This is a genomic window from Aliihoeflea sp. (genome assembly GCF_052435475.1).
Taxonomy (GTDB): Bacteria; Pseudomonadota; Alphaproteobacteria; order Rhizobiales; family Rhizobiaceae; genus Aliihoeflea.
Map to the genome: position 1 here is coordinate 455330 of NZ_JBQVMV010000002.1, position 26059 is coordinate 481388.

A 26059-nucleotide genomic window follows, 5' to 3' on the forward strand; every position below is an offset into this window, starting at 1 on the left:
CCTATTGCGCGCGCCACCATGCAGGCAGGTGGATGCCGTAAAGCGGGACCTTATCAGGGCGCTCGATCCGCGACCAGCGCGCGACCCACAGCTCGGGCTGGTGATAGAGCGGCACGACATAGGCGCCGTTGAGAAGGACGCGGTCATAGGCACGCACCGCGTCGACGAAACTCTCTCGCGTCTTGGCATTCAAGAGATTGCCGATCATCGCATCGACGGCAGGCTCGGCGACGCCGGCATAGTTCATCGTGCCCTGCGGCTCCTTCGCCCGGCTTCCCCAACGCCCGACCTGCTCCACGCCGGGAGAGAGCGACGATGTGTAGGTGTGGAGGATGACGTCATAGTCGTAGGTCAGGAGGCGCTGCTGATACTGCGCATCATCGACCGAGCGCATGGTCAGTTCGATGCCGATGGCGCGAAGCGTGCGCTGCCAGGCGGACGCGATCTCCTCGCCATTGCGCCCGCGCAGCATGATTTCGAAGGCGAGGGGGCGGCCGTTCGGACCGACCATGCGGCCGTCCTGCATCGTGTGGCCGGCCGCCTTGAGCGCCTCGAACCCTCTTCGAAGGAAATCACGGTCGCGTCCGCTTCCATTGGTCTTCGCCGGCTGATGCTCCCCGGCAAGAATCTGCGGCTCGATAGTCTCGGCAAATTCGCCGAGCAGTGCGAGTTCGGCCTCGCTCGCCTGACGGTCGATGGAGGAGAGCTCGGAACGCGCATAGAACGATCCCGTCCGCTCATAGGCATTCGACAGGAGCGTGCGGTTGACCCATTCGAAATCGAAGAGCCCCGCCAGCGCACGCCGCACGGCGACATCCTGGAAGACCGGCCGGCGCGTGTTCATGACGAAGCCCTGCATGCCGGATGGCAGCCCGGTCTCGAATTCGTCCTGTACGACGCCGCCCGACGCGACCGCGGGGAAGTCGTAGCCTGTCGCCCAGCGCTGCGCGTTGGTCTCGAGCTGGATGTCGACGAGACCCTTCTTGAACGCCTCGAACATGGTGTTCGTGTCGCGGTAGTAGGTGATGCGGATTTCGTCGTAATTGTCGATGCCGCGCTTCGAGGGATGATCCTTCGCCCAATAATCCTCGTCGCGCTTCAAGACGATGCGCTCGCCCGGACGAACTTCGGCGATCTCATAGGGTCCGCTGCCGATCATCGGCGTCAGTGTCGAGCGGTCGAATGTCTCGCGGTCGATGGCATGTTCGGGCAGCACCGGCATCAGGCCGAGGATCAGCGGCAGTTCGCGGTCGGGCTCGACGAACTCGAAGCGCACCTTGTCGCCCTCGACGATCGTATCCGCAATCTTGCGCGCCGTCGTCGCGTAGCGCGGATAGCCCTTTTCGGCGAGAAGCTCGACGGTGAAGGCGACGTCCTGCGCCGTGACCGGCTCGCCGTCTGAAAATCTGGCATCTGGGTCGATCGTGAATTCGACGAAGGAGCGCGCATCGTCCGTCTCGACCGACTGCGCGATCAGCGGATAGAGCGAGAACGCCTCGTCATAGGAGCGCTGCATGAGCGTTTCGAAGACGTTGTTGCCCAGTTCGAGGTCGAGGATGCCGCGCGCACCCGAGCCTTGCACGATGAATGGGTTGAGGCTGTCGAAAGATCCTTGCACGGCGTAGTCGATCCGCCCGCCTTTTCGCGCGTCGGGATCGGCATAGGGCAGGTGGGCATAGGCTTCGGCGAGCGCCGGTTCGCCATGCATGGCGATGGCGTGTTGCGGCTCGGCCATTGCGTGCGCGAGCGGCAGCGCCATGACCGCGGCCGCGGCTGCCAAGCCCAGAAGTCCTCGCATCTTAGCCTCTCCGAAAATCGCGCGATGATTCGCGAAAGCCTATTCGATACGCGGCCTCGTTTGAACCGACCCAGCGCCTCACGCGACGATCTGCGCTAGCTTCTTGGCAAAAAGGCGGTGGCTCTGGATTTCGGCCGGCATAAGGTGTAGACGCCCCCGGCAGTCATGCTCTCGCCGCATTTGGTCAACACGACGCCAATCGATGGGCCACGGCCGGTGCCGACACTCAGATCTTACGCGAAAGGATCGCTTCGGATGACGACCCTTACCACCGCATCTACGATTTCCACGATTGCCGCTGGCCTGGTGGGGCTGGCACTTTCGACATCGGGCGCCAGCGCCCAGCAGCAGCCTGAATTGCCGCAGGGCTGGTTCAAGGCCTGCAGCCAGCAGGAAGAGACCAACATCTGCAACGTGCAGAACATCATGGTCTCCGAATCCGGCCAGTTGCTCACGGGCGTCAGCCTGATCCAGATCGAAGGCGGCCAGGCCCGCCGCGTCTTCCAGGTCACCGTTCCGCCCGGCCGTCTTCTGCCCCCCGGCATCGGTATGCAGATCGACGGTGGCGAAACCCAGAAGCTCGACTACGTGATCTGTCTGCCCGACCGCTGCATCGCGGAAGGCCAGTTGACCGACAATCTGGTCGCTTCCTTCAAGCGCGGCTCGAACCTGCGCCTGACGTCGGTGAACTTCCAAAACCAGCCGAATCCGATCCAGGTTTCGCTGTCCGGCTTCACCCAGGCCTTCGACGGAGCGCCGCTGCAGCAGTCCGACATCGAGGACCGCCAGCGCCAGCTTCAGGACTTCGTCAGCCGCAACACGGAAGACTTCAACCGTCGCCTGCGCGAAGAGCAGGAGCGCGCCAAGCAGGGCGGCACCGCCGCTCCGGCCGCCGGTGCGGCAGCCGAAACCGACTAGGCGTCGGGTTCAGGCGAACGAATCGAAACGGGCGGCCATCGGGCCGCCCGTTTTTCGTTTCAGTGGCTTGCGCGGGGCTTCGGCTCGTATCGCCCCTCGCTCAGCGCTCCGAAATACTCGCGAAGCTGCGGGTGGCGTACCGGCTCGCCGGTTTCGTCAGGCAGGAGGTTCTGCTCCGAAACATAGGCGACGTATTCCGTCTGCGCGTTTTCGGCGAGCAGGTGATAAAAGGGCTGATCCTTTCGCGGACGCATGTCGGCGGGAATGGCGCGATACCATTCCTCGGTGTTGGCGAATTCGGGATCGACGTCGAATATCACACCGCGGAACGGGAAGATGCGGTGGCGAACGACCTGGCCAATGGCGAACTTTGCGTTTCTTGTCTCGGGCATGTGTCTGACCTCACATGTCTATTTGGCGCAGGCCACGGGCAAATTCAATCCCGCCCGGGTTGACGCCCGGCCGATCGCTGCGTAAGCGCGGCCATCCGCACCGATTGCAGGCCCCATGTCGGAAATCGTCGCACTCGTTCTGCCCTTCTTCGGCATGATCTTCATCGGCGCCTTCGTCGCCCGGCTGACCAGGCAGCCTGTCGAGGCGCTGGGATGGATGAATTTCTTCATCATCTACCTCGCGCTGCCCGCCCTGTTCATCCAGCTTCTGTCGCGCACCCCGCTCGAGGATCTGGCCAACTGGCGCTTCATCCTCGGCGCCGTAGCGGCGACCTATTGCGTCTTCTTCCTGATGTTCGCGATCGCCTGGGTCAGGACACGCGATCTTCGCGCGACCACGATCCAGTCGCTCGCGGCCTCCTATGGCAACATCGGCTACATGGGTCCCGGCATCGCGCTTCTAGCGTTCGGGCCGGAAGCCGCGGTCCCTGTGGCGCTCATCTTCTGTTTCGAAAATGCCGTCCACTTTGCGATGACGCCGTTCCTGATGGCGGTGGCGGACCGCAACCGGCAGTCTTTCGGCACCGTGGCCGTGGATGTCCTGCGCAAGATCGCGCTGCATCCCTTCATCATCGCCTCGGCAATCGGCGTTGCGCTCGCCTGGCTGCAATACAGCCCGCCGCTTCCGCTCGAAACGCTGATCGACTTCTTCGCCCGCGCCGCCGCACCCTGCGCGCTTTTCGCGATGGGCGTGACGATCGCGCTTCGGCCGCTGAAGCGCGCGCCGGTCGAGCTGTTGCCGATCGCGCTACTGAAGCTCGTCATCCATCCGGCGATCTGCTACGCGATCCTGACTGCGATCGGCGGCTTTCCGCCGATGTGGATCTATACTGCGGTGTTGCTCGCCGCGCTGCCGACGGCCACCAACGTCTTCGTCATCGCACAGCAATATGGGGTGTGGATCGAGCGGGCTTCGGCAAGCGTTCTGGTCACGACGATCGTGTCCATCGCCACGCTGACCCTGATCCTCTACGCCATCAAGTCCGGTCTGCTGCCCGTCGATCCCTGGTCCTGAAAGACAGCATCGAGCGCAGGCCGCTACCCGGGCGCATGCCTTCATGCATGAAGAACGTCCGAAGGGGCGAGAAGGCGCGAAGCGCCTCGAATACCGTGCTGCGCGCGAGCTGGGCAGGAAGCAGGTCGGAGAGCAGCGAACGGTTGAGCAGATTGACCGCATTGGCGCGCATGGCGACATCGGGACGGCGGTGCACTTCGTACTCGGCCAGCGCTACCGACGCGCCCGGGTCCGCCCGGTGGCGGGTGGCGACCGAGACGAGGCTTTCCACGTCGCGGATGCCCAGATTGAGGCCCTGCGCACCGATAGGCGGGAAGACATGGGCCGCTTCCCCGATGAGAGCGATGCGCCTGTCGGCGTAGCGGCGCGGCTGCGAGGTAGACAGCGGATAGGCTTGGGGATCGACGTCGACCGTGACACGCCCGAGCATCGAGCGCATCTGGCGTTCGACGCGGTCGGCGAGTTCGGCCCGGTCCAGCGCGAGAAGCTCGGCGGCATCCTGCGATTTCACCACCCAGACGAGGCTCGACCGGTCGCCGGCAAGCGGAACCTGCGTGAACGGCCCTGATTCGGTGTGGAACTCCGTCGACATGCCCGAATGCGGGCGCGTGTGCGAGAAGGCGAGAACGATCGCCGTTTGCCCCGTCGGGCGCGCATCGACCTCGATGCCGGCGGCAAGGCGGGCAGGGGAACTTCGCCCGTCCGCAGCGACGACCAACCGCGCGGAAAGTTCGGAGCCATCGGACAGCACTGCGCCCACAAGGTGCTCGCCGGTCTCCCACCGTTCCACCAGCCCCTCGTATCGGACGACACCGGGGCGCGCGACGGCGGCACTTTCCAGCGCGGTGTTGAGTTCGCGATTGGCGATGTTGAGACCGAAGGCGGGAAGGTCGATTTCGGGCGCGCGGAACGTCACCGTCGGGCTGCGCACGAGCCGCGACGTCGCATCGACGATGCGCATGGTCTTCAGGGGTTCGCCATGCTGCGCAAGCACCGGCCCCAAAAGCAGCGCGTCGAGATAACGCAGGGCAGGGTCCATGATCGCGGTCGTGCGCCCGTCGCTCGTCGACGCCTTCGGCCCGACGAGCGCCGTCCGGAATCCCGCATCGGCAACGGCCAGCGCCGCGATCAGGCCGACGGGGCCGGTTCCCGCGATCAGGACATCATACTCGACACGTTCCATGGTCTCAGCCTGCTTTCCGTTTGATATGAGCTATATGTTCTCACGCGCGGGATTGATCAACGGGGCGATTTGGCCCATTGCGGAGCCTCGACTTTGATTGGACGGCCGCCCGGCCATCCCTCGCAAGCTGGACTGGCCTCGACGTGAGCAAGGACACCAACCGAAAGCCGCTGTCGCAGCGCATCCCGAAGCCGAAGAAGAAGGTGACGTGGCCCCAGGCCCGCGCCTTCTCGGTCCACCTCCTGACGGCATCGGGATCGTTCCTTGCCTTCCTGTCGCTGGTCGCGGCGGCGGAAAAGCAATGGACCGCCATGTTCCTGTGGCTCGGCCTCGCGCTGTTCGTCGACGGCATCGACGGACCGATCGCCCGCAAGCTCGACGTCAAGGAAGTGCTGCCTACCTGGTCGGGCGAGCTCCTCGACAACATCATCGACTACGTCACCTACGTCCTGATCCCCGCCTTTGCGCTCTATCAGAGCGGATTCATGGGCGAGGGGCTGTCCTTCCTGTCTGCCGCAATCATCGTCGTGTCGAGCGCGATCTACTACGCCGACACCGGCATGAAGACGAAGGAGAACTTCTTCAAGGGGTTCCCTGTCGTCTGGAACATGGTGGTCTTCACGCTCTTCGTCATCGAGCCGGGCGAGTGGATTTCGTTCGCTGTCGTCCTGATCGCGGCGCTGTTGACCTTCCTGCCGCTCAACTTTCTCCATCCGGTGCGCGTCCAGCGCCTGCGCCCGCTCAATCTGGGGGTATTCCTGGGCTGGTGCGCGCTGTCGGCCTATGCGCTTCTGATGGACATGAACCCGTCCGAATTCGTGCAGATCGCCATCGCGATCCTCAGCATCTACCTGTTCTGCGTCGGCATCGTCATGCAGATCTTTCCCACGTTGGGCCTCAAGAAGGGTTGAAGGCGACCGCCGATCACACGGTTGAAACTTGAAGCACTTTCAAATTCAGGCAAGCTTTGCGGGTTTGGACCGCCGGGCATAAGGTCACGTCAGGGAACACAAGAGGCAGGCCGAAAAGGTCGCCGAAATGGGGGTTGAGTGGATCAGTCCGATCCGAGCCAGACCGAAGCCTTGCTCGCGGTTCGCGGGCTGACCAAAATTTTCGGATCGCTCAAGGCCTGCGACAATGTTGACTTGACCATCGGTCGGGGCGAAATCCATGCGCTTCTCGGCGAGAACGGCGCCGGCAAGTCGACGCTGGTCAAGATGCTGTTCGGCTCGCTGGAGCCGGCCTCCGGCACCATCCATTGGAAGGGCGAGCCAGTCCGCATATCCAGCCCCGCCCAGGCGCGCGCGCTCGGCATCGGCATGGTGTTCCAGCACTTCTCGCTGTTCGAGGCGCTGACGGCGGCGGAGAACATCGCGCTGTCCATCGACGACGACACGCCGATCATGAAGATCGCCGAGCGGGCTCGAAACCTCTCCAAGGCCTACGGCCTGCCGCTCGACCCGTTCAGCCATGTCGGCGATTTGTCGGTCGGCGAGCGCCAGCGCATCGAGATCATTCGCTGCCTCTTGCAGGAACCCGAACTCATCATCCTCGACGAGCCAACCTCGGTGCTGACCCCGCAGGAAGCCGACAAGCTGTTCGAGACGCTGGAGCGGCTGAAGGGCGAGGGGAAGTCGATCCTCTACATTTCGCACCGCCTGGAAGAGGTGAAGCGCATCTGCGACCGCGCGACCGTCCTGCGGCACGGCAAAGTGGTCGGCCACTGCGACCCGAAGCAGGAGACCGCCGCTTCGCTGGCGCGCATGATGGTCGGCCTCGAGGTCCAGAACGTCACCCGCGACGTGCCGGCACAGGCGAATGATCACCGGCCGCTGCTCGAGATCGACAAGCTGAGCCGCAAGCCCGCGACGCCCTTTTCAGTTGCGCTGCGCGACATCTCCGTCACCGTCCATGCGGGCGAAGTTCTCGGCATTGCGGGCGTCGCCGGCAACGGCCAGGGTGAGTTCTTCGAGGCCGTTTCCGGCGAGGCGCTGCAGGACCGCGCGGACACGGTTCGCGTCGCAGGCCATACGGTCGGACGCCTCGGCATCACGCAGCGTAGGCTGAAGGGCGCGGCCTTCGTACCCGAGGAACGCCTCGGCCACGGAGCGGCGCCGGCCATGAAGCTTTCCGAAAACCTGTTCCTCTCGCGTTATAGGACCGACGCGCGCGACTATATGGGCGCGGCCGGTACGATACGCACGAGCCGCATCGCGGCTGCCGCGAAACGCATCGTCGAGGCGATGGACGTCAGGAAGAGCGCGGAAGACCCTGAAGCTTCCGCGCTTTCAGGCGGCAACCTTCAAAAGTTCATCATCGGGCGCGAACTCGATCGCGAGCCGAAGGTGATGGTCGTCAACCAGCCGACCTGGGGCGTCGATGCGGGCGCCGCCGCGCGCATCCGCCAGGCGCTGATCGACCTTGCTCGCTCCGGCTCCGCCGTCCTCGTCATCAGCCAGGACCTCGACGAACTGTTCGAAATGTCGGACGCCATCGCCGTCATGCATGACGGGCAATTGTCCGCGCCGATCCCGATAGCCGAGGCGACCTTCGAGAAGGTCGGGCTCCTGATGGGCGGTGCCGATGCGGCGCATCCGCCGCGCCCGTTCGAAGAGGAAGCGGTCTGATGCGGCTCGAACTCGTCAAGCGACCGCAGCAGTCGACGCTGTTCAGCGCGTTGTCACCCTTCATCGCCTTCGGCCTGACAATCGTCGCCGGCGCGATCCTCTTCGCCGCGCTCGGCAAGGACCCGGTCGAAACGCTCTACTACTATTTCATCGATCCGCTGACTGAGACATGGTCGCTGCACGAACTGGCGATCAAGGCCGCGCCCTTGATCCTGATCGCGGTCGGCCTGTCCGTCTGCTTCCTGTCGAGCAACTGGAACATCGGCGCCGAGGGCCAGTTCATCATGGGCGCGATTGCCGGCTCGGTCCTGCCGGTGTTGTTTCCCGACTTCCAGTTCTGGTTCGTCCTGCCACTGATGCTGATCATGGGCATGGCGGGCGGCGCGGCTTATGCTTTCATCCCGGCGCTCCTCAAGGTGCGGTTCAACACCAACGAAATCCTGTCGAGCCTGATGCTGGTCTATGTCGCCCAGCTCTTCCTCGACTGGTTGGTACGCGGCCCATGGCGCAACCCGCAGGGCTTCAACTTCCCCGAAACGCGCAATTTCCACGAATACGCGATCCTGCCGGAAATCTGGTCGGCGTCGGGCCGCGCGCATTGGGGCTTTGTCTTCGCGATCGTCGCGGCGCTCATTCTCTGGTTCATGCTGTCGAAGACCCTCAAGGGTTTCGAGGTCAAGGTTCTCGGACAAAGCCCGCGGGCAGGGCGCTTCGCCGGCTTTTCGGCCGGCCGCATGGTCGTCTTCGCCTTCCTCGTCTCCGGCGCGATGGCCGGCCTTGCCGGCATTTCGGAAGTCTCCGGCGCGATCGGGCAGCTTCGCCCGACCATTTCGCCCGGTTACGGCTTCACCGCAATCATCGTCGCCTTCCTCGGCCGCCTGAACCCGCTCGGCATCGTCGCCGCCGGCCTGATCCTCGCCTTGACCTATCTCGGCGGCGAGGCGGCTCAGATTTCCGTCGGCCTGTCCGACAAGGTGGTTCGTGCCTTCCAGGGCTCGATCCTGTTCTTCGTGCTCGCCTGCGACACGCTGATCCACTACCGCGTACGCCTCGTGCGCCCCGCTCAAAAGGCGGAGGCCGCCCATGTTTGAAGCCATCCTGCTCACCGTCTCGATGGCCGCGACGCCGCTTCTTCTGGCGGCGATCGGTGAACTCGTCGTCGAGCGCTCGGGCGTCCTCAACCTCGGCGTCGAAGGCATGATGATCATGGGCGCGGTGACCGGTTTCGGCGTCGCGCTGATGACCGGCAACCCGTTCCTCGGCGCGCTCGCGGCGATCATCGTCGGCGCGCTCTTCTCGCTGCTCTTCGCCTTCCTGACGCTGACGCTCGTGACCAACCAGGTCGCGACGGGCCTTGCCCTGACACTTCTCGGCCTGGGTCTCTCCGGCATGATCGGCGAAAGCTTCGTCGGCCAGCCAGGCGTGCGCCTGCCACGGCTCGACGTGCCGTTCCTGTCCGAACTGCCCATCGTCGGCCGGCTGGTCTTCAGCCAGGACCTGATCTTCTACGTGTCCGTCTTCCTGACCGTCGGCGTTGCCTGGTTCCTGTTCTACACCAAGGCGGGACTGACGCTGCGTTCGGTCGGCGACAACCACACCTCCGCCCACGCCCTCGGCATCAAGGTTGTGCGCATCCGTTATCTGGCGGTTCTGTTCGGCGGCGCCTGCGCAGGGCTGGCCGGTGCGCACCTTTCGCTCGTCTACGTCCCGCAATGGGTGGAAAACATGACCGCCGGCCGTGGCTGGATCGCGCTGGCGCTGGTCGTCTTCGCGTCATGGCGTCCGCTGCGCGTTCTGGCCGGCGCCTATCTCTTCGGCGCGGTGTCGATCGGGCAGCTCCATGCCCAGGCATTGGGCATCGGAATTCCCTCGCAGCTTCTTTCCGCACTTCCCTATATCGCGACGATTGTCGTACTTGTACTGATCTCTCGAAACCGGCGACTGACTATGGTGAACACACCGGCATCTTTGGGGCGGCCGTTTGTTCCAGATCGCTAGAAATCAAAACACGGGATATGCCCCCTTGGTGACCAACAGAGGACGAACTTTGATGAAAAACACACTTCTTGCTCTGGCAGCTTCCGCTGCCGTGCTCATTCCGGCGGTCGCCTCCGCGCAGGACGATCCGACCAAGGCCTGCTTCATCTATGTCGGCCCGATCGGCGATTTCGGCTGGTCCTACCAGCACCATCAGGGCCTTCTCGAAGCCGAGGAGCATTTCGGCGACAAGCTCGAGACCGCCTACCTCGAAAGCGTGCCGGAAGGCGCCGATGCCGAGCGCGCCATCGAGCGCTTCGCCCGTTCGGGCTGTGACATCATCTTCACGACGTCGTTCGGCTACATGGACCCGACCAACAAGATCGCGGCCCGCTTCCCGGACGTGAAGTTCGAGCACGCGACCGGCTACAAGCGCGAGAGCGAAAACGTCGCGACCTACAATTCCAAATTCCACGAAGGCCGTTACGTGCAGGGCGTGATCGCCGCCAAGATGTCGGAAGCGGGCGTCGCCGGCTACATCGCCTCGTTCCCGATTCCCGAAGTGGTGATGGGCATCAACGCCTTCCTGCTCGGCGCGCAGTCGGTCAATCCCGACTTCCAGGTCAAGGTCGTCTGGGCCAACACCTGGTTCGACCCGGCCAAGGAAGCCGATGCCGCAACCGCGCTGATCGACCAGGGCGTCGACATCATCACCCAGCACACCGACTCGACCGGCCCGATGCAGGTCGCCGCCGACCGCGGCATCAAGGCATTCGGCCAGGCCTCGGACATGATCGAGTTCGGCAAGGAAACCCAGCTCACCTCGATCATCGACGACTGGGGTCCGTATTACATCGAGCGCATCCAGGCAGTCATCGACGGCACCTGGGAGCAACACGACGTCTGGGAAGGCATGGCCGAGGGCCACGTCGTGATGGCGCCCTACACCAACATGCCGGATGACGTGAAGGCGCTGGCCGAAGAGACCGAAGCCAAGATCAAGTCCGGCGAGTTCGACCCCTTCACCGGCCCGATCAAGAAGCAGGACGGCTCCGACTGGCTCGCCGAAGGCGAAGTTGCCGAGGAAGGCGTGCTTCTCGGCCTGAACTTCTACGTCCAGGGCGTCGACGACCAGCTTCCGCAGTAAGCGAAACCTTCGCGACGAATGGAACGGGCGCCTTCGGGCGCCCGTTTTCGTTTCCGGTACATCCTCCTGACAATCCGCTGTCAGGAGCACTCGGGTAGGGTGCGCCATCGATCCAGCGAGGAGACATTCGATGCTGACCTTCTATCACGCGCCCTGGTCCCGCAGTTCCGGCATGCTCTGGCTCATGGAGGAGCTCGGCGTGCCTTACGAAATGGAACTCGTCGACATCCGCAAGGAAGGCGGTGTTGACGAGGCCTATCGGCAGATCCAGCCGAACAAGAAAGTGCCCGCGATCGTCCATGACGGCGTCACCATCACCGAGCGCGCGGCGATCACGGCCTATCTGGCGGATCGCTTTCCGGAAGCAGGCCTCGCGCCGGCGATCGACGATCCACGCCGCGGGCCGTATCTCACCATGCTCGTCTACTGCGATTCCGTCTTCGACCCCGCGCTGGGCGCCCGCGCCCATGGGCTCAGCTATGAAAGCAACGACTATTCGTTCGGCGCGTTCGACGACATGGTGCGCTATGTCGAGCGGCAACTGACGGAACACGACTATGCCGTCGGCAACAGCTTCACGGCCGCCGATACGCAACTGGCATCGGCCATCGGCTACACGATGAGCCACATGAAGGTGCTGCCCGAAAAGCCGGCCTTCCTCGACTACATGGCGCGCGTGGCAGACCGCCCGGCGAACAAGCGCGCCGCGGCGAAGGACTACGAACTCGCGATGGCGACGCCGTTCTTTCAGAAGCAGATGGCGTCGAACCGCTGATCAGACGGCCGTGCCGATCAGATCGTAGGCGGATGCTTGGTCGATCTTGACAGTCACGACATCGCCGACCCGCAGCGGCCGACGCGAGGTGACCGAAACCGATCCGTCGATCTCCGGCGCGTCGTAGCGGGTGCGGCCCTTCGCGGTCAGGCCGGTCGTCTCGTCGATGATGACGGACAAACGCTTGCCAACTTTCTTGGCCAAGAGCTTGGCGGAAACCTTCTGCTGGCGCTCCATGAAGCGATTCCAGCGGATCTGTTTCACTTCGGCCGGCACTTCGGGAAGGTTCATCGCCTCGGACCGCGCACCGCCGACCGGCTCGTATTTGAAGCAGCCGGCACGATCGATCTTCGCTTCGTCGATCCAATCCAGCAGCATCTCGAAATCCTCCTCCGTCTCGCCGGGAAAGCCGACGATGAAGGTGGAGCGCAAGGCGAGGTCCGGGCAGATCTCCCGCCATTTGTGGATGCGGTCGAGCGTCTTTTCCTGATGGGCCGGGCGGCGCATGTTTTTCAGCACCGCTGGCGAAGCGTGCTGGAACGGAATGTCGAGATAGGGCAGCACCTTGCCATCCGCCATGAGCGGGATGACCTCGTCGACATGCGGGTAGGGGTAGACATAGTGCAGGCGCACCCAGGCACCCATGTCACCCAGTTCGCGGCAAAGGTCGAGGAAGCGCGTGCGGACCGCGCGGTCCTTCCACTGGCTCTCCTGATATTTCAGGTCGACGCCATAGGCGCTCGTGTCCTGCGAGATGACCAGAATTTCCTTCACACCCGCCGCGACCAGCTTTTCGGCCTCGCGCAGCACGTCGCCGGCAGGGCGCGAGGCGAGGTCGCCGCGCAGCGACGGGATGATGCAGAAGGTGCAGCGATTGTTGCAACCCTCGGAAATCTTGAGATAGGCATAGTGGCGCGGTGTCAGCTTGACGCCCTGCGCCGGGATCAGGTCGAGGAACGGCTCGTGCGCTGGCGGCACCGCCTCGTGGACGGCGCCCATAACGCTCTCATAGGCCTGCGGGCCGGTGATCGCGAGGACGTTCGGGTGCTTCTGGCGGATCAGTTCCGGCGTCGCGCCCATGCAGCCGGTGACGATGACCTTGCCGTTCTCCTTCATCGCCTGGCCGATCGCCTCGAGCGATTCGTCGCGCGCCGAATCGAGGAAGCCGCAGGTGTTGACCACCACCACGTCCGCGCCGTCATGCTTGCGGGAGATCTCGTAACCCTCGGCGCGCAGCCGCGTGATGATCCGCTCGGAATCCACCAGCGCCTTGGGGCACCCAAGGCTGACGAACGAGACGCGCGGCGCTGACATGATCTGCGGACCTTCCGGATATCTGGCGATTTTGGAGAAGTGGGCGGCGAATAGCACAGAAGTCGCCGTCTGGCACCCCCGCTTTTACTGCAAGGGCAGGTCGCGCTCCGAGCCGATATCCCGGGGCGCAGGAAGCGTGCGCGCAAAGGTCCGCCCACCGAAAATCACCGTCGAAAGGTCGGGTGCCGACATCTCGTGCATTGCCCCGTCGGAACATAGATAGGCCGGCCACCCTGCGGGTTCGCAGGCGACGAAGCTTGTCCAGTTCGTCGTGGCCGACCAAACTTCCATCCGGAACGAACCGCCCGGCATACGCCTGATGGTCGAACCGTCCTGCGCCTCCCAGAAGAAGGGAATCGTACTCGGTCCGGTCTCGATGGTGTCGAGCGCAATCGACACGGGCTTGGCGCCGTGGACGAACCAGTGGAGGCGGGCGCGGGTCATCGCGGCCCCGAAACGCTTGGGAAACGCGACCGGTTGCGACGGCTCGAGAAGCCGGGTGCCTGCGGCCAGAAGTTCGGCCGGCATCAGCACGCTTGCGATCGCCAGAACAATTCTCAGAGAGGCCGCCAACGCGTCTGTCGCTCCCTTCACCCGCATGCAGACCGATACGACATCACGTCGATTTGCGCCAGTTGAAGGGAAACCAAATGGCAAGCGCATGCGTATGGGGATGTCATAGCCACAAAAGCGGGAACTGCCAGATGAATAGCAAAGCCTTGGCCATTGCGCTTGCCGCGTTGATCGTCACGCCCGCAGTCGCCCAGACATTGGGCGGTCCTGAAATCGAAAGCCTGATCGGTGACAAGCGTGTCCTGCTCTCCACGCCTTACGGCCTCGAGCTGCCCCTCCGCTATGGCGCCGGCGGCGAGGTTTCGGGTGATATTTCCGGCTTCACGATGGCGTCCATGTTCACGCCCAGCGAAACCGGGCGGTGGTGGGTCGAGAGCGACCAGCTCTGCCAGCAATTCCCGACATGGTATGACGGCCAGACTTTCTGCTTCGCGATCGAACGGACGGGCGAAAGCTCCATATCTTGGACTAGGAACGACGGTCTTTCCGGAACGGCGAGGATCGAAGGCTGAGCGATCGACAGTTTTAGTCAAACTTTAACCATGCCGGTAACGACACCGCACTGGCCACAATCATGCCCGGTTCCAAACACAATCGATTAATACGCAGCTAAACAATTCGTGCGATCCACAGGATTGCTCGATGGTGGACGCAGGCAACACGTCCAAATAGATTTTGGCTGCGCATATTCGACGCGTTGAGGATCGGGGACATACTCATGGCCGAACTGGGGCGCCGCAAGGCAAAGACGCTTGGCTCGATCCTGGCTCTGACCTGTGGTGCGGCACTTCTCGCCGCCTGCTCATCCGGTCCCTCGCAGGTCGCCAGCGGCAAGCCGAATCGCTCAAAGGAATATTTCGCCGAATCCGAATATGGCGTGAAAGCCAGCCCGCGCGTCTCGCACCTTGCGACGAACCTGCCGCGCGGCGGCGGTCGCGATCAGGTCGGCCGCCCCTATCAGGTGCGTGGCAAGTGGTACACGCCGAAGGAAGACCCAAACTACCGCAGCGCCGGTCTGGCAAGCTGGTATGGCGATGCCTTCCACGGCCGCCTGACGGCCAATGGCGAAGTCTACGACAAGACGCATCTGACCGCGGCCCATCCGACCATGCCGCTGCCAAGCTATGCGCGCGTGACCAACAAGAAGAACGGCAGCTCGGTCATCGTGCGTGTCAACGATCGCGGACCGTTCGCCAAGGGCCGCGTGATCGACCTGTCGCAGCGCGCGGCGGAGATGCTGGACTACAAGAACAGCGGTGTTGCCGAGGTCGCCGTGGAATATGTCGGCCGCGCCCCGCTACACGGCCTCGACGACCAGTACCTGATGGCGTCCTATCGCCCGGGCGGCGCAGCGCCGAGCCCGTCTGATGGTCTGCCAACAGGCGTCATGATCGCCATGAACGGCTCGACGCCGACGTCCCCCGTGACAAGCGCCGCGCCGATGCCGCAGGCAGCACCCTTTCCGGGCCAGTTGACGGCGACGCCGGCAGCCGATGGCCACATCGTCCTTCCCGACATCGTCCCGATCGCGCCTGCGCGTCCGTCGCCGACACTCGCATCGGTCGGTGGTGGGTTCGATGGTCTTCTGGCCTATGCCGAAGAACGAGCAGGCGGCGCAGCCGCGCTTCAAAGTTTCGCGGCGCATCGCCTGAATGCCGAAGCCATCGTCGCCTCTTATGCGAAGTCGACCGCCGGTGGCACCGGCGCTCCCGCCTTCGTCGCCGCCGGCACTTTTGCGTCGAAGGCCGAAGCACTGGCCGTCGCCGCCCAGTTCGCCTCGCTCGCCGATGCCGCGATCGAAGCCGACCCCTCTGATAAGTGGTTCGCGGTCAGCGTCGAAGAGAATGGCGGCGCTTCGCTCGACCAGATCCTTCGCCATGCCTGGACGCACGGCGCCCCGGACGCGATGATCGTCCGCGACTGATCTCACCTCGTTGCAGCCTGGAACGCGTCGTGATCGGGCGCGTTACTGTCTAGTTGCTGGCCGAATCCGAACCAATCCGCACAAGGATTGGGCAGGTTACCCAGCGCGACTGCAAAAGGGGGATCTCCATCATTTCAAGCACTTGCTTTTTCCTGAGCGAAGCTTTCGAATGCGACCACAGGGGAGTTGTCGCGTGGTAGCTTTTGACGAAATGCGCCCGGAGAGCGCCGGGCTCCGCAATCCATATTCCGAGTATGACAACTGGCTGAGCGAGCAGGATACGGCTCGCCTCGGACAGAAGATGAAGGATGCCGAAAACGTCTTTCGTCGGACCGGCATCACCTTCGCCGTCTATGGCGAGCAGAACGCTGCCGAGCGTCTCATCCCCTTCGATATCGTCCCGCGAATTCTTGCCGGTGCCGAATGGCGGCGGTTGACGCAGGGCATCGAGCAGCGCGTGCAAGCCTTGAACGCGTTCCTCGAAGACATCTACCACCGCCAGGAAATCCTGCGGGCAGGGCGCATCCCGCGCGAACTCATCGCCGGCAACGTCGCCTTCCTGCCGGAGATGATCGGCGTGCGTCCGCCGGCCGGCGTCTATACGCACATCATCGGCACGGACATCGTGCGGACCGCCGAAAACGAGTTCTTCGTTCTGGAGGACAATGCACGCACGCCCTCCGGCGTCTCGTACATGATCGAGAACCGCGAGACGATGATGCAGCTCTTTCCCGAGCTCTTCAAACGCATCAAGGTTCGTCCCGTCGAGAACTATCCGCAATTGCTGCGCCAGTCGCTGGCGGCGGTCGCCCCGCGCTCGGCCGACGAGCAGCCGACGATCGCGGTACTGACGCCCGGCAGCTTCAACTCGGCCTATTTCGAGCACGCCTTCCTCGCCGACCACATGGGTGTCGAGCTCGTCGAGGGGCAGGATCTGCGCGTCGTGGATGGCCATGTCGCCATGCGCACGACCGAAGGCTACAAGCGCATCGACGTACTCTACAGGCGCGTCGACGACGATTTCCTCGATCCGCTGACCTTCAATCCGGATTCGGTCCTCGGCGTGCCAGGGATCATGGACGTCTACCGCGCCGGCAACATCACCATCGCCAATGCGCCGGGCACCGGCATCGCCGACGACAAGGCGATCTATTCCTACATGCCCGAAATCGTCGAGTTCTATACCGGCCGAAAGGCGATTCTCGGCAACATCCCGACCTGGCGCTGCTCGGAGGCGGACAGCCTCGCCTACGTGCTGGAGCACCTTGGTGACCTCGTCGTCAAGGAAGTGCACGGCTCGGGCGGCTACGGCATGCTGGTCGGCCCTGCCGCCTCGAAGAAGGAGCGCGAGGCTTTCGCCGAAAAGCTGCGCGCCCGGCCAAGCAACTATATCGCCCAGCCAACGCTCGCGCTGTCGACCTGCCCGATCCTGACGGACGCCGGTCTCGCGCCGCGCCATGTCGATCTGCGCCCGTTCGTTCTGGTGTCGGACCGCATCCGCATCGTTCCCGGTGGGCTGACGCGTGTTGCCCTCAAGCCCGGTTCCCTCGTCGTCAACTCCTCGCAAGGGGGCGGCACGAAGGACACCTGGGTTCTGGACGATTAGAGGGGGCGACGGATGCTGCTGGGACGCACGGCCAATGGCCTCTACTGGATGGCCCGCTACATCGAGCGGGCCGAGAATATGGCGCGCCTCGTCGATGCGGGCCTGCGAATGGCGCTGACGCGCAACGAAGGCGACGTCGAGGAATGGACCTCGGTCATCGTCTCGAGCGGCGTCGAGGCCGGCTACCGGCAGAAGCACTCCGAGTTCAACGCCGCCAATGTCTGCGACTTTCTCCTGCGCGACACCGAGAACGGCTCGAGCGTCCTTTCTTCGATCGAGACCGCGCGCACCAATGCGCGCATGGTGCGAACGGCGCTGACCCGCGAGACCTGGGAGAGCATCAACGACGCCTGGATGTCGTTCCGGCGCATGCTGGCCGCCCCGATCGACGAGCGCGAGGTGCCGAAGGTCCTCGACGCGATCAAGCGCGAGACGGCACAGATCCGCGGCGCGTTCCAGGGCACGATGCTGCGCAACGAGATCTACGACTTCTGCCAGCTCGGCCTCTATGTCGAGCGCGCCGACAACACCGCGCGCATTCTCGACGTCAAATACTACGTGCTCCTGCCGTCGATCTCCTGGGTCGGCTCGTCGATGGACAACTACCAGTGGGAGTCGATCCTGCGCTCGGTCTCGGCGCACCGGTCGTACCGCTGGGTCTATGATGCCGCTTACAAACCGACCAACATCGCCGAATTCCTGATCCTGTCGCGCCGCATGCCGCGTTCGCTCGCCTTTTGCTACCGCATGATCGACGAGAGCCTCGAAGGTCTCGCCAACGACTACGGCAACCGCCACGCCTCGCACGAGATGTGCGAGAACACGCTGGCGCGCATGAAGCGGATGACGATCAAGGACGTGCTGGACGAGGGGCTTCACGAATACCTGACGGATTTCCTCGTCCGCACCAACAATCTGGGCGACCAGGTCGCGCGCGACTACAGGTTCTTCTGAGATGCTGCTCAACATCGTCCACCAGACGACCTATCGTTACGACCAGAGCCTGCCCTACGCGCTGCAGCGCGTGCGGCTGTTCCCCCGAACCGATGCGCTGCAGACGGTCGACCGCTGGGAACTGTCATATGAAGGCGCGCGCGAGGAAGTGCGCTTCGTCGACCATTTCGGCAACCAGTGCCGGCTTTTGAGCACCGAACCGGGCGCGACCCAGATCGTCATCACGGCGAAGGGCATGGTGACGACGCGCGACCAGACCGGCGTCGCCGGGCAGCATGCCGGTTTCGCGCCGCTCTGGCTTTTCGAGCGGGAAACGCCGCTGACCAAACCTTCGCCCGCCATCGCGGCGCTGTCCAAGCCTCTTGGCGGCCCTGAAACGCTTGGTCGCCTACATGAACTGATGGATCTGGTTCTGGAACGTGTCGCCTATGTCTCAGGGTCGACGACGTCGGAAACCACGGCTGATGAGGCGTTGGCGGCCGGGCAGGGCGTCTGCCAGGATCACGCGCACATCTTCATCGCCGCCGTGCGCATGCAGGGCCTCCCGGCGCGTTACGTCAGCGGCTATCTCATGATGGACGACACGACGCAGCAGGTTGCCACCCACGCCTGGGCGGAAGCGCATGTCCCCGGGCTCGGCTGGGTCGGTTTCGACGTTTCCAACGGCATCTGCCCGGACGAGCGCTATGTCCGCGTCGCTTTCGGCCGCGACTACCGCGACGCGATGCCCGTCGCCGGAATCCGTCAGGGACAAGCCCACGAACAGCTTGAAGTGCGTGTGACTGTCGAGCAGTAATCGTCGATACGCACTTTCTCTGGCAGCGATTCGATGACCTATTGCGTTGGCCTCAAGATCGATCGAGGGCTCGTCTTCATGTCCGATACGCGGACGAATGCGGGCATTGACAGCATTTCGACATTTCGCAAGATGACGGTCTGGAAAAAGGAAGGCGAGCGCGTCATCGTCCTTCTCTCGGCCGGAAATCTGGCGACCACGCAATCCGTCGTCAGCCTTCTCGACGAACGCTCCAAGGCGCACGCGGACCGCGCGCCGTCCATCCTCGAAACGCCCTCCATGTTCCAGACGGCGCGTCTCGTCGGCGACACGGTCAAGGAGGTTATCTCGAACTCGGCGCCCGTCGGCCAGCGCGCCGACGCGTTCGGGGCTTCCTTTATTCTGGGCGGGCAGATGAAGGGCTCGGAACCGCGCCTCTTCATGATCTATCCCGAAGGCAACTTCATCGAAGCGTCCGACGACACGCCATTCTTCCAGATCGGCGAGACCAAATACGGCAAGCCGATCCTAGTCCGCGCCTACGACCCACAGATGACGTTCGCCGAGACAGCGAAGCTTCTGATGGTTTCGTTCGATTCCACACTGAAATCGAACCTCTCGGTAGGCCTGCCGCTCGACATGCTGTTTCTCGCCCGCGACACATTCAGGATCGAACTCCAGAAGCGCATCGGCGGTGACGATCCGTATTACCGACAGATTTCGGAAGGTTGGTCCGACGCACTCAGAAACGCGTTCAAGAGCCTTCCCGATTTCCCGGGCTGAATGCAGAAAGGCGGCCGAAGCCGCCTTTCGAAGTCCGAATATTGTTGCCGATCAATAGTAGGGCGAACGGCACTCGCGACGTGGCCCGTTATAGGGCTGGAACGTGTTGTCCGAGGCGCGGTAGGACCGATAGCGGTCATAGCACCACTCGACATGCGCGCTGCCATAGTCACGGACGACGCGGCGCGGCGGGGAAGCGATTGCACCACCGACGATGGCGCCCGTGATGAAGGCAGCGGCCGGATACCAGAACCCATCGTCATAGCGGCGATATCCAGGCCGATAATCGCGGTAGCCGCGATGCCCACGATAGTAGCCGCCCCGGCGGTCACGGTCGCGGTCCCAGCGACGATCAGCGCGCCGGTCGCGATCCCAGCGACGGTCGGCCCTGCGCTCGATGCGACGCTCGACATTGCCGGCCCAGGGGCTGAACTGGCGATCCGGGTTGACCGCTCTGAACGAGCCGGGGAACTGCCCTTGATTGGTCTGGACCTGCTGGATCGCAGACGGGGCTGAAGTCTCGACGCGCGGCAGCGCCGACGCCGTTCCCGTCATGCCGAGCGGCAGCGCCATGGCAAGCGCAATGAAGCCGGATAGGATCTTTTGCATAACGACCTCCGAATCTTGTGGAACCAATGTCCCTTTGTGACAGAATGAAATGACGCCACGTAAGTTCCCAAGCCGATCGCGCTAACGCACAAGAAGCGATCAAAAACGGGTGATCACCCCATCGGCCGCAACATCAGGATGCGGCACGGGTCGCCGGAGCGCTGTGCAGGGGCGTAGGGCGCGCGCACGATCAGGCAGTTCGCACGCGCCAGGATCCGCAACATCGACGAATCCTGCATTGCAAGTGGCGAGACGATCAAGTCGCCTTCTTCATCCAGACGTGCGATCGCGCGGACATAGTCCTGCCGGCGATCGTTTTCGGCGAGTACGCCGTCGAGAACCGCCTTCGGCAAGTGCTGATCCGTCGGCAGACCCTGCAACGCGGCGAGCAAAGGACGCAGGAAGAGATCGGCGCAAACCATTGCCGAAACTGGATTTCCCGGCAGGCCAAGCACCGATGCCCGCCCCAGCCGACCCGCCATCAGCGGCTTGCCGGGCCGCATCGCGATCTTCCAGAAGGCGAGGTCCACACCTTTCGCGGCGAACGCCTTTGCCGTCAGGTCGTGATCGCCGACCGACGCGCCACCGAGCGTGACGATCACATCGCTGGTCTGGGCGACGGCCCGATCCAGCGCAAAGCCGATGCTCTCCAGATCATCGCCCACGATACCGAGATCGATCGCTTCGCCGCCGGAATCGCGGACGATCTGCGCGACGCCGAAACTGTTCGACGCGATGATCTGGTCATCCGTTCGCGAAGCTCCCGGCTGCACGAGTTCATCGCCCGTGGCGATGATCGCGACTCTCGGCCGGCGCACCACGCGAACGCGGTCCGCATCGGCCGCCGCGATCAGCGCCAATGCCTGCGGATCGATCCGCCGACCGGCCTCCAGCAGAACGTCGCCCGAATGGAAATCCAGCCCCGCCTTGCGAATATGCCGACCGGCGGCCACGGTCTCGACGGCCGTGACGACGTCGCCTTCACGCTTCGCGTTCTCCTGGATCAGGATCGTGTCAGCGCCTTGCGGGACGGGCGCCCCGGTGAAGATACGCACGGCCTCGCCATCGCCCAGACTGCCGGCGAACCGACGGCCGGCAGCGGATTCGCCGATCACGGTCAGCCGGGCAGGGACCCTGTCGATATCGACCGCGCGAACCGCGTAGCCGTCCATGGCGGATGCGTCGAAGGGCGGATGCGTCCGGCTGGCGAGGATCGGGGCCGAAAGGACGCGGTTACCTGCCGAATGCAGCTCCACTGCTTCGCTTTCGAGCGGCTCGACGCCGCCGAGCAGCCGTTCGAGCGCCTCGGCGACCGGTATCATGGCTTCTGCTCGTCGCGGCGAAAATCGCCCGACTTGCCGCCGCTCTTTTCCACCAGCCGCACGTCGCCGATGATCATAGCCTTGTCGAGCGCCTTCGCCATGTCGTAGATCGTCAGGCAGGCGACCGACACGGCCGTCAACGCCTCCATCTCGACGCCCGTCTGGCCTTTCAGCCGCACCTCTGCGGCAACCCGAAGGCCGGGTAGCGCATGATCTGGCTCGATCTCGACGGTGATCCTGGTCAGGAGCAGCGGATGGCACAGCGGAATGAGCTCGGATGTCTTCTTGGCAGCCATGATGCCTGCGATGCGCGCCGTACCGAGCACATCGCCCTTCTTGGCATTGCCGGCCAGAATCGCCTCGAGCGTCGCCGGCTCCATGCGCACGTGCCCCTTCGCAAGCGCGACGCGCTGCGTCTCGTCCTTGGTTCCGACATCGACCATGTGGGCTTCGCCGGTTGCGCCGATATGCGTGAGGCCGCTCATTGTGCTCCCAGGAGTTCCCGCGTGGCACCGGTAACATCGTCCCGGCGCATCAGGCTTTCGCCGACGAGGAACGTGTCGATGCCAGCCACGCGCAGCCGGTCGCAATCGGCCCGCGTGAAGATGCCGCTCTCGCCGATGATGATGCGGTCGTCCGGGATCAGCTTCGCGAGACGCTCGGATGTGGCCAGGTCGACTTCGAACGTGCGCAGATTGCGGTTGTTGATGCCGATCAGCGGCGACCGAAGCTTCAACGCACGCTCGGTCTCCGCCTCGTCGTGAACCTCCACCAGCGCCGCCATCCCGAGTTCTTCGGCGGCGTCTTCGAGGTCGTTTGCAAGACCGTCGTCGACGCTCGCCATGATGATCAGGATCGCATCCGCGCCCCATGCGCGGGCTTCGTGCACCTGGTACGTATCGAAAAGGAAATCCTTGCGCAGGGCGGGCAGGTCGCAGGCCTCGCGCGCGGCGGTCAGAAAGTCGGGCGAGCCCTGAAACGACGGCGAATCCGTCAGCACCGAAAGACAGGCCGCACCGCCGGCTTCATAGGCGCGCGCCAGCGACGGCGGATCGAAATCCGGTCGGATCAGGCCCTTTGAAGGGCTCGCCTTCTTGATTTCAGCGATCAGTGCCGGCCTGCTTTCGACGTGCTTGGCACGCAACGCCGCGGTGAAATCGCGTGGCGTCGGCATGTCCGCGGCGGCTTTGCGAATATCGCCAAGAGGGATCGCCGATTTGGCCGCTGCGATCTCGTCGCGCTTGTAGGCTTCGATCTTTCGCAGGATGTCGGCCATCACGCGCTCCTTGCGCGGTTGGAAATTTCGATCAGTTCCGTCAGGCACTGGCGCGCCTTGCCACTGTCGATCGATTTGGCGGCGAGTTCGAGGCCGGCTTCCAACGTGCGCGCGCGACCGGCGACGACGAGCGCGCCGGCAGCATTCAGCATCGCGATATCCCGATAGGCGCCTTCCGCACCCTCGAGAACACCACGAAGGGCCATGGCATTCGTCTGTGCATCCCCGCCCTTGAGTTCTTCGGGGCGGGCACGGCGAAGGCCGAACTGCTCGGGTTCGATCTCGAACGTATGGATTTCGCCATCTTCGAGCGCGGCGACCTGCGTGACACCGGCCGTCGTCATCTCGTCGAGCCCGTCGCCATGAACGACCCAGACACGCGACGAGCCCAGTCTCTTCAGCACCTCGGCGATCGGCTCGAGCCAGACGGGCGAGAACACGCCGACGAGTTGGTTGGAGACGCCTGCGGGATTGGAAAGAGGGCCAAGGATGTTGAAGATCGTACGCGTTCCGAGTTCGACCCGGCTCGGCCCGACATGGCGCATCGCGGCATGATGGGCGGGCGCGAACATGAAGCCGAGCCCGGCTTCGCGGATGCAAATTGCGATCTCGTGTGCGCCAAGCTCGATGTTGACGCCGAGCGCCGCCAGCGCATCTGCGGCGCCCGAGCGTGACGACAGTGCGCGGTTGCCGTGCTTGGCCACGGGCACGCCCGCGCCCGCGACGATGAAGGCCGCGCAGGTCGAGACATTGTAGGAACCAGACGCATCGCCGCCGGTGCCGACGATGTCGACGGCGTCCGAAGGCGCGTCGACACGGAGCATCTTGGCACGCATGGTCGCCACCGCGCCGGAGATTTCAGGCACGGTCTCGCCGCGCACGCGCAGCGCCATCAGGAAACCGCCGATCTGGCTCGGCGTCGCTTCGCCCGACATCATGATGTCGAACGCCTTTTGCGCCTCCTCGAAGGAAAGCGTGTCCCCCGAAGCCACCCGCGCGATATGTTCCTTCAGGTCCGCCATCGATCAGAAGCTCAATGCCTGTTGCACCGCGCCCTGGTTCACCGTGACCGAATACTGCGCTTGAAGGCGGGTAACGAGCTGGTCGAGGAGGTCGTCGCCGAACCCTCCTGCGTAGTTCTGCGCGACATTTTCGGGGAGCGAACCTCCGGACGCATTGGCGGGCGCGAACACCTCGCTCACCTGCAGCACGATCTGCCGGTCGCCCTCGTTCGACCCGATCGTCTCGACCCCCCGGGCGGGCACCGAGAAAGCGGCTGCAACGCCCTCGCGGCCAAGATCGACATCGTCGGCGCCGCGGCGCAGGCCACGCTTAGTCTGCACTTCCAGTTCGAGTTCGCCCGCGACCTCGCCAAGCGCCGCCCCGTCTTCGATCTGGGCAGCGATCTCGTTGGCACGTTCGGCAAGAAGACGCCGGCCTTCCTGTTCGCGCCATTCAGCCACAACATCATCGCGAACCTGGTCCAGTTCGCGGTCGCGGGCAGGGGTCACCTCCGTGACCTCGTAGAAGACGTAGCCATTGGCACCAAGGGCGATCGGCGCGTTTTCGGTATTCGGCTCGGCATCGAATGCCGCCTGCAACACCTCTTCGGCACCGGGGATGCCGTCGACCGGATCGCCGTCCGGATCGAGACCGTTGGCATCGATGGCCGGAACACTGACGATTTCGAGGTTCTGCTGGCTTGCAGCCTCCCGCAGCGTCGCGCCCCCGGCACGCGCATCCTCGTAGGCGTCATAGACATCGAGCAGGATTCGGTTGGCCTCATCAAGAGCCATTTCTTCGCGAATTTCAGCCGAGACGTCCTCCAGGGGGCGAACGGCTTCCGCCAGAATCTCGTCGACGCGGACGATGAGCGATCCGAAGGACCCGGCCACCACGTCGCTCACGCCGCCTTCCTCAAGGGCAAATGCGGCCTCGGCGATGGCGGGATCGGGCACGTCTTCACGCGTGAAGGTGCCGAGCGTCAGATCGCCGGCCGAACGGCCAAGCTCGGCAGCGATTTCGTCGAACGTCGCTTCGCCGGACGAGATGCGTTCCGATGCTGCCTCTGCGGCTTCCGCATTGGGGAACACGATCTGGCTGATGGTGCGCTGCTCGGCTTCGGAGAAGGAACTACGGTGTGTTTCGTAAAACTCGGCCACCTGTTCGTCGCTGATCGCTGCCGGATCGGCAATGTCCTCCGGTTCGAGCTTCGCATAGTCGAGCGCGCGATATTCCGGCGCGGCAAAGCTCGCCGAATTCTCGTCGAACCAGGCCTGCAGAACGTCGTCGGCCGGGTCTTCGATCGGCTCAACGAGCGAACGGTCGAGGATGAGATACTCCGCCGTCCGGTCTTCCCCCTGATAGAGTGCCACTGCATCAAGGAAGGCGTCCGGCACGCCCATGCCATCGGCGACTGCATCGACGATCTGCTGGCGGATCGCCAGTTGCTCGCGATTGCGCAGATAGTCGTCGGGCCGCATGCCGACCTGCTGCAGCACGAAATTGAACTGGTTGCGGTCGAACTGGCCGCTCGCATTGCGGAATGCAGGGTCCTCGGCAGTCAGGGCAGCGAGACGATCGCGCGACAGGCCGAGATCCATCTCGCGCGCCTGCTCGTCGAGCACGGCGCCGGCGACGAGTTGCGCCAGCACCTGTTGCTCGAGCCCGAAGGCGCGTGCCTGCTCACGCGATATGCGCGTGCCGAACTGTTGCGACAGAAGCTGGAGTTGGCGATCATAGGCCAGCCGGTACTCGTTCACCTGTACGCGGGTGTCCCCGACGGCAAGGACATGATTGCCGACACCCGTCAGGATCTGGCCGGAAATGCCCCACACGGCAAAACTGACGACGAGCAAGCCAAGCAGCAGCTTCACCATCAAGGAACCGGATTTGCCGCGCAGCCAAGTCAGCATTTTCGACCTTCCCGTATTGGTCCATCATGAAATCTGGTTGACGGAATACCGTCACTGGCGGGCCCTGTCGATTGCTTTGTCGACGCATTTTGCTACCAAGCAGCGATCGATACCCG

Annotated in this window: 25 protein-coding genes; 14 read left to right on the top strand and 11 right to left on the bottom strand. The window is 63.8% G+C overall.

The features are described from left to right. Position 1 precedes the first annotated feature (1 nt). On the bottom strand, positions 2-1798 hold the full coding sequence (locus ACT6QU_RS05270; protein ID WP_444562964.1) for an extracellular solute-binding protein: 1797 nt from the start codon (positions 1796-1798) through the stop codon (positions 2-4). A gap of 255 nt (positions 1799-2053) precedes the next feature. Here ACT6QU_RS05270 and ACT6QU_RS05275 point away from each other — a divergent pair, with 255 nt between their 5' ends. Beyond that, positions 2054-2716, top strand: coding sequence for an invasion associated locus B family protein (locus tag ACT6QU_RS05275; RefSeq protein WP_444562965.1), 663 nt, complete (start codon positions 2054-2056; stop codon positions 2714-2716). Between the two features lie 59 nt (positions 2717-2775). Here ACT6QU_RS05275 and hspQ read toward each other — a convergent pair whose 3' ends face one another. Then, positions 2776-3108 (bottom strand): heat shock protein HspQ, encoded by a 333-nt coding sequence (gene hspQ, locus ACT6QU_RS05280; protein ID WP_024585596.1) that lies wholly within the window; start codon positions 3106-3108, stop codon positions 2776-2778. Positions 3109-3223: 115 nt separating this feature from the next. Here hspQ and ACT6QU_RS05285 point away from each other — a divergent pair, with 115 nt between their 5' ends. After that, on the top strand, positions 3224-4183 hold the full coding sequence (locus ACT6QU_RS05285; RefSeq protein ID WP_444562966.1) for an AEC family transporter: 960 nt from the start codon (positions 3224-3226) through the stop codon (positions 4181-4183). On the opposite strand, the gene ACT6QU_RS05290 is transcribed toward ACT6QU_RS05285, so the two are convergent. Then, complete coding sequence (locus ACT6QU_RS05290) at positions 4146-5366, bottom strand: UbiH/UbiF family hydroxylase (RefSeq protein ID WP_444562967.1); 1221 nt, start codon at positions 5364-5366, stop codon at positions 4146-4148. The two genes, ACT6QU_RS05285 and ACT6QU_RS05290, sit on opposite strands and share 38 nt — an antisense overlap. Positions 5367-5509: 143 nt before the next feature. Between ACT6QU_RS05290 and pcsA the strand changes: the two genes are divergently transcribed. The 6 genes from pcsA to ACT6QU_RS05320 all read left to right on the top strand — a co-directional run bounded on the left by pcsA (position 5510) and on the right by ACT6QU_RS05320 (position 11892). After that, complete coding sequence (gene pcsA, locus ACT6QU_RS05295; RefSeq protein ID WP_024585593.1) at positions 5510-6277, top strand: phosphatidylcholine synthase; 768 nt, start codon at positions 5510-5512, stop codon at positions 6275-6277. 138 nt (positions 6278-6415) lie between these two features. Beyond that, complete coding sequence (locus ACT6QU_RS05300) at positions 6416-7993, top strand: ABC transporter ATP-binding protein (RefSeq protein WP_444562968.1); 1578 nt, start codon at positions 6416-6418, stop codon at positions 7991-7993. Then, the gene (locus tag ACT6QU_RS05305) at positions 7993-9084 is read left to right on the top strand and encodes an ABC transporter permease (protein ID WP_444562969.1); all 1092 of its coding nucleotides are present in this window, start codon (positions 7993-7995) and stop codon (positions 9082-9084) included. The genes ACT6QU_RS05300 and ACT6QU_RS05305 overlap by 1 nt, the downstream gene beginning before the upstream one ends. Beyond that, positions 9077-9991, top strand: a complete 915-nt coding sequence (locus ACT6QU_RS05310) for an ABC transporter permease (RefSeq protein WP_444562970.1) — start codon at positions 9077-9079, stop codon at positions 9989-9991. Before ACT6QU_RS05305 ends, ACT6QU_RS05310 begins: the two co-directional genes overlap by 8 nt. A 52-nt stretch (positions 9992-10043) precedes the next feature. Next, positions 10044-11117, top strand: coding sequence for a BMP family ABC transporter substrate-binding protein (locus tag ACT6QU_RS05315; RefSeq protein WP_024585590.1), 1074 nt, complete (start codon positions 10044-10046; stop codon positions 11115-11117). Positions 11118-11247: 130 nt separating this feature from the next. Further along, on the top strand, positions 11248-11892 hold the full coding sequence (locus tag ACT6QU_RS05320; protein WP_444562971.1) for a glutathione S-transferase family protein: 645 nt from the start codon (positions 11248-11250) through the stop codon (positions 11890-11892). Here ACT6QU_RS05320 and rimO read toward each other — a convergent pair whose 3' ends face one another. Together rimO and ACT6QU_RS05330 are read right to left on the bottom strand one after the other, a co-directional pair. Continuing rightward, the gene (gene rimO, locus ACT6QU_RS05325) at positions 11893-13206 is read right to left on the bottom strand and encodes a 30S ribosomal protein S12 methylthiotransferase RimO (protein ID WP_444562972.1); all 1314 of its coding nucleotides are present in this window, start codon (positions 13204-13206) and stop codon (positions 11893-11895) included. An 84-nt stretch (positions 13207-13290) separates the two neighbouring features. Then, positions 13291-13779: a hypothetical protein gene (locus ACT6QU_RS05330; protein WP_444562973.1), complete on the bottom strand. Its 489-nt coding sequence runs from the start codon at positions 13777-13779 to the stop codon at positions 13291-13293. A gap of 131 nt (positions 13780-13910) precedes the next feature. On the opposite strand from ACT6QU_RS05330, the gene ACT6QU_RS05335 reads away from it, so the two are divergent. The 6 genes from ACT6QU_RS05335 to ACT6QU_RS05360 all read left to right on the top strand — a co-directional run bounded on the left by ACT6QU_RS05335 (position 13911) and on the right by ACT6QU_RS05360 (position 19821). After that, positions 13911-14291 (top strand): hypothetical protein, encoded by a 381-nt coding sequence (locus ACT6QU_RS05335; RefSeq protein WP_444562974.1) that lies wholly within the window; start codon positions 13911-13913, stop codon positions 14289-14291. Between the two features lie 206 nt (positions 14292-14497). Beyond that, the gene (locus ACT6QU_RS05340; protein WP_444562975.1) at positions 14498-15703 is read left to right on the top strand and encodes a septal ring lytic transglycosylase RlpA family protein; all 1206 of its coding nucleotides are present in this window, start codon (positions 14498-14500) and stop codon (positions 15701-15703) included. A gap of 193 nt (positions 15704-15896) precedes the next feature. Then, complete coding sequence (locus ACT6QU_RS05345) at positions 15897-17309, top strand: circularly permuted type 2 ATP-grasp protein (RefSeq protein WP_024585584.1); 1413 nt, start codon at positions 15897-15899, stop codon at positions 17307-17309. 12 nt (positions 17310-17321) lie between these two features. Next, on the top strand, positions 17322-18263 hold the full coding sequence (locus ACT6QU_RS05350; protein ID WP_444562976.1) for an alpha-E domain-containing protein: 942 nt from the start codon (positions 17322-17324) through the stop codon (positions 18261-18263). 1 nt (position 18264) lies between these two features. Next, the gene (locus ACT6QU_RS05355) at positions 18265-19059 is read left to right on the top strand and encodes a transglutaminase family protein (RefSeq protein ID WP_444562977.1); all 795 of its coding nucleotides are present in this window, start codon (positions 18265-18267) and stop codon (positions 19057-19059) included. A 33-nt stretch (positions 19060-19092) separates the two neighbouring features. After that, on the top strand, positions 19093-19821 hold the full coding sequence (locus ACT6QU_RS05360) for a peptidase (RefSeq protein WP_444562978.1): 729 nt from the start codon (positions 19093-19095) through the stop codon (positions 19819-19821). Positions 19822-19872: 51 nt separating this feature from the next. Here ACT6QU_RS05360 and ACT6QU_RS05365 read toward each other — a convergent pair whose 3' ends face one another. The 6 genes from ACT6QU_RS05365 to ACT6QU_RS05390 form a co-directional block, all read right to left on the bottom strand. After that, a complete protein-coding gene (locus tag ACT6QU_RS05365) occupies positions 19873-20430 on the bottom strand; it encodes a BA14K family protein (protein WP_444562979.1) in 558 nt (185 codons plus the stop codon). A gap of 113 nt (positions 20431-20543) precedes the next feature. Then, the gene (locus ACT6QU_RS05370; protein ID WP_444562980.1) at positions 20544-21752 is read right to left on the bottom strand and encodes a molybdopterin molybdotransferase MoeA; all 1209 of its coding nucleotides are present in this window, start codon (positions 21750-21752) and stop codon (positions 20544-20546) included. After that, positions 21749-22237 (bottom strand): cyclic pyranopterin monophosphate synthase MoaC, encoded by a 489-nt coding sequence (gene moaC / locus ACT6QU_RS05375; RefSeq protein ID WP_444562981.1) that lies wholly within the window; start codon positions 22235-22237, stop codon positions 21749-21751. The genes ACT6QU_RS05370 and moaC overlap by 4 nt, the downstream gene beginning before the upstream one ends. Then, positions 22234-23028 (bottom strand): indole-3-glycerol phosphate synthase TrpC, encoded by a 795-nt coding sequence (trpC, locus tag ACT6QU_RS05380; protein WP_444562982.1) that lies wholly within the window; start codon positions 23026-23028, stop codon positions 22234-22236. Before trpC ends, moaC begins: the two co-directional genes overlap by 4 nt. Next, the gene (gene trpD, locus ACT6QU_RS05385) at positions 23028-24050 is read right to left on the bottom strand and encodes an anthranilate phosphoribosyltransferase (RefSeq protein ID WP_444562983.1); all 1023 of its coding nucleotides are present in this window, start codon (positions 24048-24050) and stop codon (positions 23028-23030) included. The genes trpC and trpD overlap by 1 nt, the downstream gene beginning before the upstream one ends. 3 nt (positions 24051-24053) lie before the next feature. Then, positions 24054-25943, bottom strand: a complete 1890-nt coding sequence (locus ACT6QU_RS05390) for a SurA N-terminal domain-containing protein (RefSeq protein WP_444562984.1) — start codon at positions 25941-25943, stop codon at positions 24054-24056. Positions 25944-26059 lie beyond the last annotated feature (116 nt).

What these genes read in the sequence shown, in the direction of transcription:
- rimO (WP_444562972.1), bottom strand. Translation starts at nt 13,206, where the DNA reads ATGTCAGCGCCGCGCGTCTCGTTCGTCAGCCTTGGGTGCCCCAAGGCG.
- ACT6QU_RS05285 (WP_444562966.1), top strand. Translation starts at nt 3,224, where the DNA reads ATGTCGGAAATCGTCGCACTCGTTCTGCCCTTCTTCGGCATGATCTTC.
- ACT6QU_RS05365 (WP_444562979.1), bottom strand. Translation starts at nt 20,430, where the DNA reads ATGCAAAAGATCCTATCCGGCTTCATTGCGCTTGCCATGGCGCTGCCG.
- ACT6QU_RS05360 (WP_444562978.1), top strand. Translation starts at nt 19,093, where the DNA reads ATGACCTATTGCGTTGGCCTCAAGATCGATCGAGGGCTCGTCTTCATG.
- ACT6QU_RS05305 (WP_444562969.1), top strand. Translation starts at nt 7,993, where the DNA reads ATGCGGCTCGAACTCGTCAAGCGACCGCAGCAGTCGACGCTGTTCAGC.
- ACT6QU_RS05355 (WP_444562977.1), top strand. Translation starts at nt 18,265, where the DNA reads ATGCTGCTCAACATCGTCCACCAGACGACCTATCGTTACGACCAGAGC.
- ACT6QU_RS05370 (WP_444562980.1), bottom strand. Translation starts at nt 21,752, where the DNA reads ATGATACCGGTCGCCGAGGCGCTCGAACGGCTGCTCGGCGGCGTCGAG.
- ACT6QU_RS05315 (WP_024585590.1), top strand. Translation starts at nt 10,044, where the DNA reads ATGAAAAACACACTTCTTGCTCTGGCAGCTTCCGCTGCCGTGCTCATT.
- ACT6QU_RS05390 (WP_444562984.1), bottom strand. Translation starts at nt 25,943, where the DNA reads ATGCTGACTTGGCTGCGCGGCAAATCCGGTTCCTTGATGGTGAAGCTG.
- ACT6QU_RS05310 (WP_444562970.1), top strand. Translation starts at nt 9,077, where the DNA reads ATGTTTGAAGCCATCCTGCTCACCGTCTCGATGGCCGCGACGCCGCTT.
- hspQ (WP_024585596.1), bottom strand. Translation starts at nt 3,108, where the DNA reads ATGCCCGAGACAAGAAACGCAAAGTTCGCCATTGGCCAGGTCGTTCGC.
- ACT6QU_RS05335 (WP_444562974.1), top strand. Translation starts at nt 13,911, where the DNA reads ATGAATAGCAAAGCCTTGGCCATTGCGCTTGCCGCGTTGATCGTCACG.
- trpC (WP_444562982.1), bottom strand. Translation starts at nt 23,028, where the DNA reads ATGGCCGACATCCTGCGAAAGATCGAAGCCTACAAGCGCGACGAGATC.
- ACT6QU_RS05290 (WP_444562967.1), bottom strand. Translation starts at nt 5,366, where the DNA reads ATGGAACGTGTCGAGTATGATGTCCTGATCGCGGGAACCGGCCCCGTC.
- ACT6QU_RS05275 (WP_444562965.1), top strand. Translation starts at nt 2,054, where the DNA reads ATGACGACCCTTACCACCGCATCTACGATTTCCACGATTGCCGCTGGC.
- trpD (WP_444562983.1), bottom strand. Translation starts at nt 24,050, where the DNA reads ATGGCGGACCTGAAGGAACATATCGCGCGGGTGGCTTCGGGGGACACG.
- ACT6QU_RS05270 (WP_444562964.1), bottom strand. Translation starts at nt 1,798, where the DNA reads ATGCGAGGACTTCTGGGCTTGGCAGCCGCGGCCGCGGTCATGGCGCTG.
- moaC (WP_444562981.1), bottom strand. Translation starts at nt 22,237, where the DNA reads ATGAGCGGCCTCACGCATATCGGCGCAACCGGCGAAGCCCACATGGTC.
- ACT6QU_RS05320 (WP_444562971.1), top strand. Translation starts at nt 11,248, where the DNA reads ATGCTGACCTTCTATCACGCGCCCTGGTCCCGCAGTTCCGGCATGCTC.
- ACT6QU_RS05350 (WP_444562976.1), top strand. Translation starts at nt 17,322, where the DNA reads ATGCTGCTGGGACGCACGGCCAATGGCCTCTACTGGATGGCCCGCTAC.
- ACT6QU_RS05340 (WP_444562975.1), top strand. Translation starts at nt 14,498, where the DNA reads ATGGCCGAACTGGGGCGCCGCAAGGCAAAGACGCTTGGCTCGATCCTG.